Source organism: Actinokineospora inagensis DSM 44258, assembly GCF_000482865.1.
Classification (GTDB): Bacteria; Actinomycetota; Actinomycetes; order Mycobacteriales; family Pseudonocardiaceae; genus Actinokineospora; species Actinokineospora inagensis.
Genome location: NZ_AXWW01000017.1, coordinates 43,821 through 50,750, shown reverse-complemented (window position 1 = coordinate 50,750; position 6,930 = coordinate 43,821). Strand labels below are relative to the sequence as shown.

Sequence of the window (6,930 nt, the reverse complement as noted above, 5' to 3'; positions counted from 1 at the left end):
CCTAGACGAGCCCACCGACAGTCTCGGGGCATGAGGGCCTACGCGGGGACTCTGGGCCTCGGCTGCGCCTCGAGATTCGGCCTTGTCGCCTGGCGGCGACGCCGGCCCCGGGCGCCAGATAAATGCGAAGTGCCCGTTGTGGTGAAGTTGTTTTGTTTGGGGCCCCTAGCGGTGGCCTGGGTAAGGCTAAAAGGCGGGGCCACTGGAAAGCGTGGCCTTACCCGCCAGCCGGCTTAGGCCACCGCTCCCCCCAAACAAAACAACTCCACCACAACGGGCGGTTGGGATCGGCGGGTCCCGAGGCGCGCGGTGCAGGTGTGGGACTTCGTCGATATGGGGTGGAGTCTTTTTTTGGGGGGGCGTGGTGTTGGGTGTGGCGCTTCGTTGATGAGGGGTGGTGGGTTTTTGGGTGTGCGGGGAGGGTGTGGGTGTGGGTGTGGCGCTTTGTCGGTGAGGGGGGGGGTGGTTTTGATTAGCCGTCGGTGCGGGCTTTTACCTCTCCCCGCAGTACCGCGTCCAAGTCGTAGTTGGCCGGTTCCTCAAGCTGCTCATAATCACACGACCCTGCCTCCCGATCCGGCCGCCACCGGATGAATTGGGCTGTGTGGCGGAATCGGCTGGGGTAGGTGCCTTCTGTGTGTTCGTACGCTACTTCCACGACCCGTTCCAGCCGGAGTGGTACCCAGGGTTGCTCGGTGGTTCGCCATCGGCTGATCGCGCCGGGGACTCGGGCTGAGTCGGTTTGTTCTCCGCTGACCCATGGGTGGTTTGATCCTCCGCCCACCATCAGGTCTGCCAGGTCAACAGCGAGTTCTCGTCGGACTGCTGCTGTGAATGAGCCGACGACGCCGACGTGGTTGAGGTTTCCGGTGCGGTCGTAGAGGCCGAGCATGAGGGAGCCGACGGCTTCGCCGGGGGTGCTGCCCTTGTGCCAGCGGAGGCCCGCTACCACGCAGTCGGCGGTTCGGGAGTGTTTGAACTTGAGCATGGTGCGTTTGTTCGGCGTGTACGGGCCGCCCGCTGGTTTGCCGATGACTCCGTCCAGGCCCGCGCCTTCGAAGATGGTGAACCACTGGCGGGCCAGGGCGGAGTCCATTGTGGCCGGGGTCAGGTGGACGCGGTCGGTGACGGTGAGCGCGTTTTCCAGCAGGCGGCGGCGGTCGTAGCCCGCGGCGTCGACGAACAGGTCGTCGTCGAGGGCCAGCAGGTCGAAGGCGATGAAGCGGGACGGGGTTTGGGCGGCGAGCATGGTGACCCGGCTGGCGGCGGGGTGGATGCGTTCGGCGAGGGCGTTGAAGTCGAGTCTGCCGTTCACGTCGACCACGAGTTCGCCGTCGAGGACCACCCGGTCGGGGAGGGCTTCGCGCAGGGCGGTCTCGGCCTCGGGGAAGTACCGGTTGAGCGGTTTGCCCGACCGGGACTGCAGGGTGATCTCCGCGCCGTCCCGGAACACCAGGCAGCGGAAACCGTCCCACTTGGGCTCGAACACCAGGCCCGCGTCGTCCGGGATGGACTTCGCGGTCTTGGCCAGCATGGGTTGGACCGGCGGGGTCAGCGGAAGCGCCACGAGGGCCATCTTGCCTTGTCAGCGGCCGTGGCGCGCGGAAATCAGCCCGCGCGTCGGTACCGGAGCATCAGGAACCCGTCGTCGGCCAGCACCGACGCCAACGCCATCGCCCTGGGTGCGGCGCGGGGACCGACGGCGGCGCGACCGGCGTCACCCCCGGCCAGGACGGGTGACACGGTCAGGCACATCTGGTCGACGAGGTCCGCCTCGACCAGCGACCCGAGCAGCGTCGGCCCGCCCTCGCAGTTGACCCGGCGCAGGCCCCGGCGGGACAGCTCACCGAGCGCGATCCCCAGGTCGACCTCGGTTTCCCCGGCGACGATCACGTCGGCGCCCGCCACCGTCAGCGCCGACCGGCGGGCCGCGGGGGCGAGCTCAGTGGTGATCACGATCGGCGGGACGACGGTGTCGCGCACCAGGTGGGAGTCCGGTTCGACCGATCCGCGCGCGGTGACGACGGCGATCGGCGGCAGCGGCCGCAGCCCGAGCCGGGCCCGGCGGGCGGCGCGGACCTCGGTCTCCTTCACCCCCCGGTAGTGCTCGGCGCGCGCGGTGCCCCAGCCGACCAGGACGACGTCGGCGAGGTCGCGGCCGAGGGCGAGGATCCGCCGGTCACCGGGGCTGGACAGGCCCGCCGACCGGCCGTCGACGGCGACCGCGCCGTCCATGCTGGCGACGAAGTTGGCCTGCACCCAGGCCCGGTCCAGGTCCGGCGGGTAGTCGTAGAGCCGCTCCAGTTCCGGGTCGTCCACCACATCGGGGGAAGCCTGACCTGGGGACGGCGGGGTGGGGGGCCACAGCCTGTGCACGGGTCCATCAGAGCACGCCGTTACGCTCGCCCGCATGTCCGCGCACCTGGTCGACCGGCAGCCCGCGGTCGCGCCCGAGGAACTGGTGGCCGAACTGGTGCCGCCGCCGAGGTTCGACGGGGTCCGGTTCGACACGTACCTGCCGAACCCGGACGAGCCGTCGCAGGCGGCGGCGGTGGCGGCGTGCTCGGCGTTCGCCGACCGGGTCACCGGGGGCGGCGGTCGGTCGCTGGTCCGGCGGTTGTTCGGCGGCAACCGGTCCGGCACACCGGCGGGCAAACCCGGCCTGTACCTGGATGGCGGGTTCGGGGTCGGCAAGACGCACCTGCTGGCGTCGCTGTGGCACGCGGTGCCCGGCCCCAAGGCGTACGGGACGTTCGTCGAGCTGACCAACCTGGTCGGCGCGCTCGGGTTCCGGGAGGCGGTGGCCCGGTTGAGCGGGCACCGGCTGCTGGCCATCGACGAGTTCGAACTGGACGACCCGGGCGACACGATGCTGGTGACCCGGCTGCTGGCGGAGCTGACCGACGCCGGGGTGTCCGTCGCGGCGACCTCGAACACGCTGCCGGACCGGCTCGGTGAGGGCCGTTTCGCCGCGGACGACTTCCTGCGCGAGATCCAGGCGTTGTCCGCCCGGTTCGCCGTGGTGCGGGTGGACGGGCCGGACTACCGCCACCGCGGCCTGCCGGACGCCCCGCCGCCGGTGTCCGACGCCGAGCTGGCCGACCGCGCTGCCGCGCTCCCCGGGTCCACAGTGGACGATTTCGACGCGCTGTGCGGGCACCTGGCCCGGCTGCACCCGTCGCGCTACGGGAAGTTGGTGGACGGGGTCGCCGCCGTGCACCTGCGCGGGGTGCACGCCTTGTCCGGTCAGGATGTCGCGCTGCGCGTCGTGGCCTTCGCCGACCGGCTCTACGACCGCGCCATCCCCGTCGTCGGGTCCGGTGAACCCGTTTCCGCGTTGTTCACCGAGGACATGTTGCGCGGCGGCTACCGGAAGAAGTACCTGCGCGCCGTCAGCAGGCTGGTCGCCCTGTCCAGGGACGCCGCCAACCCGGGGTGAGCGCCGGTCAGGATCGGCGGCGGCCGGGTTTGGGCTCGGTGGTGCGGTGTTCGTCGATCAACGCCCAGACGGACACGCCGGTGCCGGAGTCCGGCTCGCCGCGTTGCCTGCCCGACCGCGACTGCGGCTCCGCCTCGGCTTGGGCGCGCAGTTCCTGGCGTATCTGGTCATAGATGGGTGTGTCGGTCACCGCCATCCTTTCCGTTCGCGCGAAAGGCACTGCCAGGTTACGCACGGTACGCCTGTTCGCGGGTGAGGCGAAGCGCCGGGTGTGTCCCCGGCACCAAGTCGATCATGGTGGCCACGGTGATCACCGCGCCGACGGCCCAGCAGGAACCACCGACCGTGTCAGTGGGGTAGTGGTAGCGCAGGCCAACAATCGCGCTCACCGCCACCCCGATCAGCGGCAGGCAGCCGAACACCGTGCCCGCGGTGGCCCGGATGCGCCGCCCCGGCACCGCGTTCGACGCCGTGACCAGGGTCAACACCGTGAAGATGGCGACAAGGGTTGTGGTGTGTCCACTGGGGTAGACGAGGTGCCCACCCAGGGTGCGGCCGACAACCGGCTTGAGCACCCACCCGTTGACGGCGACCGCCACCAGCGGCCCCACCACGGCCAGTAGCGCCACCCGCGGCCGCCGCACCCGAAGGGCGATGACCGCCATGAGCATGATCACACCGACCAGAGCCACCGGGTGGGTGGCGTACGACAGCGACCCGGCGAACCCGGGCAGCCGGTCGAACACCCGGTCCACCGCGGCGAAACCGAGCCGGTCGAGCGCGGGCACCGGCCCGGTCACCTCGCGGCCGACCAACCCGACCACGCCGAAGCAGGCCGTCGCCACGCCGACCGCGGGCAGCACCATGAACCGCGGCACCAACCGGTGCGCCTCCAGCCCCATCACGTCGCCCACTATGCCTGGAACGGCGCGACCCCTGCCCGCGGTTGTCCACAGGCCACGAAATCCGGTCGCCCGACCCGGTCGCTCCGCGCGACCATTCCCCGGTGGGACACCTCGAGGCGATCGGACTGGCGTACACCCTCCCGGACGGGCGGGTGCTGTTCCGCGACGCCGGGCTCAAGGTCGGCCCGGGTCAGGTCGTGGCCGTGGTCGGCGAGAACGGCGCGGGCAAGACGACCATGCTGCGGATCATCGCGGGCGAGCTGACCGCCCCGGAGGGCGGTGTCACCGTGCGCGGCGGCCTGGGCGTCATGCCGCAGTTCGTCGGTTCCGTCCGGGACGACCGCACGATCCGCGACCTGCTGCTGGCCGTCGCCCCGCCCGCCCTGCGTGCGGCCGCCCTGGCGTTGGACGAGGTCGAGCTCGCGCTGATGGAGGTCGACGACGAGCCGACCCAGATGCGCTACGCGTCGGCCCTGGTGTCCTACGACGAGGCGGGCGGGTACGCGGCCGAGGTCCTGTGGGACACGGTCACCACCGCCGCCTTGGGCGTCCCGTACGACCGCGCCCGGTTCCGCGAGGTCCGCACCCTGTCCGGCGGTGAGCAGAAACGCCTCGTCCTGGAGGCGCTGCTGCGCGGCCGCGAACAGGTCCTCCTGCTCGACGAGCCCGACAACTACCTGGACGTCCCCGGCAAGCGCTGGCTGGAGGACCGTCTCACCGAGTCGGACAAGGCCGTCCTGCTGATCAGCCACGACCGCGAGCTGTTGAACGCCGTCGCCACGCAGGTCGTCACGGTCGAGGCGGGCACCGCGTGGACGCACCCCGCGGGTTTCGCCACCTGGCACGACGCCCGCGAGGCCCGGTGGGACCGGATCGCCGAGCAGCAGCGGCGGTGGGACGAGGAGCACGAGAAGCTCAAGGAGCTGGTCCGGTCCTTGCAGCGGGCGGCGTCGATGAGCGACGGGATGGCCAGCCGCTACCACGCCGCGCAGACCCGCTTGCGCAAGTTCGAGGAGGCGGGCCCGCCCCCGGTCCCGCCGCGCCCGCAACGGGTCAAGCCCCGGCTGACCGGCGGCCGCACCGGCGTCCGGGTGATCACCTGCGCCGCGCTGGAACTCACCGGCCTGATGAAACCGTTCGACACCGAGGTCTTCTTCGGCGACCGGCTCGCCGTGCTCGGCTCGAACGGCTCCGGCAAGAGCCACTTCCTCCGCCTGCTGTCCGATGTGGACTCCATGCCGCACACCGGGGTGTGTCGGCTCGGCGCCCGCGTCGTCCCCGGTCTGTTCGCCCAGACCCACCAGCACCCCGAGTGGATCGGCCGCACCCTCGTCGACATCCTGTGGCACGGGGACGACAGCCGGTCCGGTCTCGACCGGGGTTCCGCCGCGGCCGTGCTGAGCCGGTACGGCCTGGCGGCCGCGGGCGAACAGCGGTTCGAGACGTTGTCCGGTGGGCAGCAGGCCCGGTTCCAGGTCCTGCTCCTGGAGTTGTCCGGTGCCACGCTGCTGTTGCTGGACGAGCCGACGGACAACCTGGACCTGCACTCGGCGGAGGCTTTGCAAGACGCGCTGGAGGCGTACGAGGGCACGGTGGTCGCCGTCACCCACGACCGGTGGTTCGCCCGCTCCTTCAACCGCTTCCTGGTGTTCCGCGCCGACGGGGAGGTGGCCGAGTCGACCGAGCCGGTGTGGGACGAACAACGGGTCCGCCGAGCGCGCTGACGAGTCGACCGGGCCGGATTTAAGGGCGTCCAGACAGGTGGCGTGGCGGTCCAGGACGGTCGGATCGATCACGCGGTCGAATACTGGGCCCGCTACCCCACAGAATCGGCCCGCGATGACGGTGGATCGGCGTGGAAGCCGTGGAAACGGCGGACAGCGGTGGTGAGTTCGTCGAGGGCGGAGAGGATGTCCCGGGCGTGCGGGAGCAGCACGCGGCCGAGGGTGGTGGGGCGAGCGCCGTGCCTGCCACGGTCGAAAACGGGGCCGCCGAGGGTTTGCTCGATGCGCTGCAGTTGTGCGGCGAGAGCGGGTTGGGACAGGCCCAGCGCCGCAGCGGCTCCGGTCACACTCCCGGCCGCCCCGACGGCGTCGAGGTAGCGAAGGTGGCGGACTTCCAGCTCCATCTGGACGAGTATGCCGGGCTGTTTGGGGACTGGAACCCTTTCCCGGCCCTCGTCGGTTCCCAGGCGGTGAGTTTCTGATCTTGTCGGTGGGTCTGTTTAGGCTGTGTATTCGGGGGCGTTGTTGTCGGTTGATCTTGGTGTGAGGGGTCTCTGGGCCTCGGCTGCGCCTCGGGGTTCGGCCTGGTCGCCTTCGGCGACGCCGGCCTCGGGCGCCAGATGACGCGGCTGCGCCCGTTGGGGTGGACTTGTTTTGTGTGGGGCCCCTACGGCAACCGCGGGTAAGGCTAAAGGCGGGGCCACTGGAAAGACGTGGCCTTACCCGCCGGAGAGCTTGCGGTCACCGCCTCCCCACACAAAACAAGTCCACCCCAACGGGCGGTTGGTGTCGGCGGGTTTCGAGGCGCGCGGGGCGGGAGTGGCGCTTCGTCGATGCAGGCGGGGGGTTTGAGGTGTGCGGT

At 70.8% G+C, this 6,930-nt stretch carries 7 protein-coding genes; 2 read left to right on the top strand and 5 right to left on the bottom strand.

Features of this window, described 5'->3' with window-relative positions:
- Positions 1 to 472 precede the first annotated feature (472 nt).
- Both H504_RS0107150 and H504_RS0107145 read right to left on the bottom strand, forming a co-directional pair.
- Positions 473 to 1,576, bottom strand: a complete 1,104-nt coding sequence (locus tag H504_RS0107150) for an ATP-dependent DNA ligase (protein ID WP_035303538.1) — start codon at positions 1,574 to 1,576, stop codon at positions 473 to 475.
- A 32-nt stretch (positions 1,577 to 1,608) separates the two neighbouring features.
- Positions 1,609 to 2,322, bottom strand: a complete 714-nt coding sequence (locus H504_RS0107145) for a pyrimidine reductase family protein (protein ID WP_051385585.1) — start codon at positions 2,320 to 2,322, stop codon at positions 1,609 to 1,611.
- An 88-nt stretch (positions 2,323 to 2,410) separates the two neighbouring features.
- On the opposite strand from H504_RS0107145, the gene zapE reads away from it, so the two are divergent.
- Entirely contained in the window at positions 2,411 to 3,439 is a 1,029-nt protein-coding gene (gene zapE / locus H504_RS0107140; protein ID WP_026422218.1) for a cell division protein ZapE, read from the top strand.
- A 7-nt stretch (positions 3,440 to 3,446) separates the two neighbouring features.
- Here the strand turns inward: zapE and H504_RS0107135 are convergent, their stop codons facing one another.
- Positions 3,447 to 3,629 (bottom strand): hypothetical protein, encoded by a 183-nt coding sequence (locus tag H504_RS0107135; RefSeq protein WP_157440260.1) that lies wholly within the window; start codon positions 3,627 to 3,629, stop codon positions 3,447 to 3,449.
- A 37-nt stretch (positions 3,630 to 3,666) separates the two neighbouring features.
- Positions 3,667 to 4,341: a phosphatase PAP2 family protein gene (locus tag H504_RS38480; RefSeq protein WP_245614105.1), complete on the bottom strand. Its 675-nt coding sequence runs from the start codon at positions 4,339 to 4,341 to the stop codon at positions 3,667 to 3,669.
- 104 nt (positions 4,342 to 4,445) lie between these two features.
- On the opposite strand from H504_RS38480, the gene H504_RS0107125 reads away from it, so the two are divergent.
- A complete protein-coding gene (locus H504_RS0107125) occupies positions 4,446 to 6,068 on the top strand; it encodes an ABC-F family ATP-binding cassette domain-containing protein (RefSeq protein WP_026422216.1) in 1,623 nt (540 codons plus the stop codon).
- A gap of 92 nt (positions 6,069 to 6,160) precedes the next feature.
- On the opposite strand, the gene H504_RS39555 is transcribed toward H504_RS0107125, so the two are convergent.
- On the bottom strand, positions 6,161 to 6,472 hold the full coding sequence (locus H504_RS39555; protein WP_084467448.1) for a LysR family transcriptional regulator: 312 nt from the start codon (positions 6,470 to 6,472) through the stop codon (positions 6,161 to 6,163).
- Positions 6,473 to 6,930: the final 458 nt, after the last annotated feature.

What these genes read in the sequence shown, in the direction of transcription:
- H504_RS39555 (WP_084467448.1), bottom strand. Translation starts at nt 6,472, where the DNA reads ATGGAGCTGGAAGTCCGCCACCTTCGCTACCTCGACGCCGTCGGGGCG.
- H504_RS0107150 (WP_035303538.1), bottom strand. Translation starts at nt 1,576, where the DNA reads ATGGCCCTCGTGGCGCTTCCGCTGACCCCGCCGGTCCAACCCATGCTG.
- zapE (WP_026422218.1), top strand. Translation starts at nt 2,411, where the DNA reads ATGTCCGCGCACCTGGTCGACCGGCAGCCCGCGGTCGCGCCCGAGGAA.
- H504_RS38480 (WP_245614105.1), bottom strand. Translation starts at nt 4,341, where the DNA reads ATGGGGCTGGAGGCGCACCGGTTGGTGCCGCGGTTCATGGTGCTGCCC.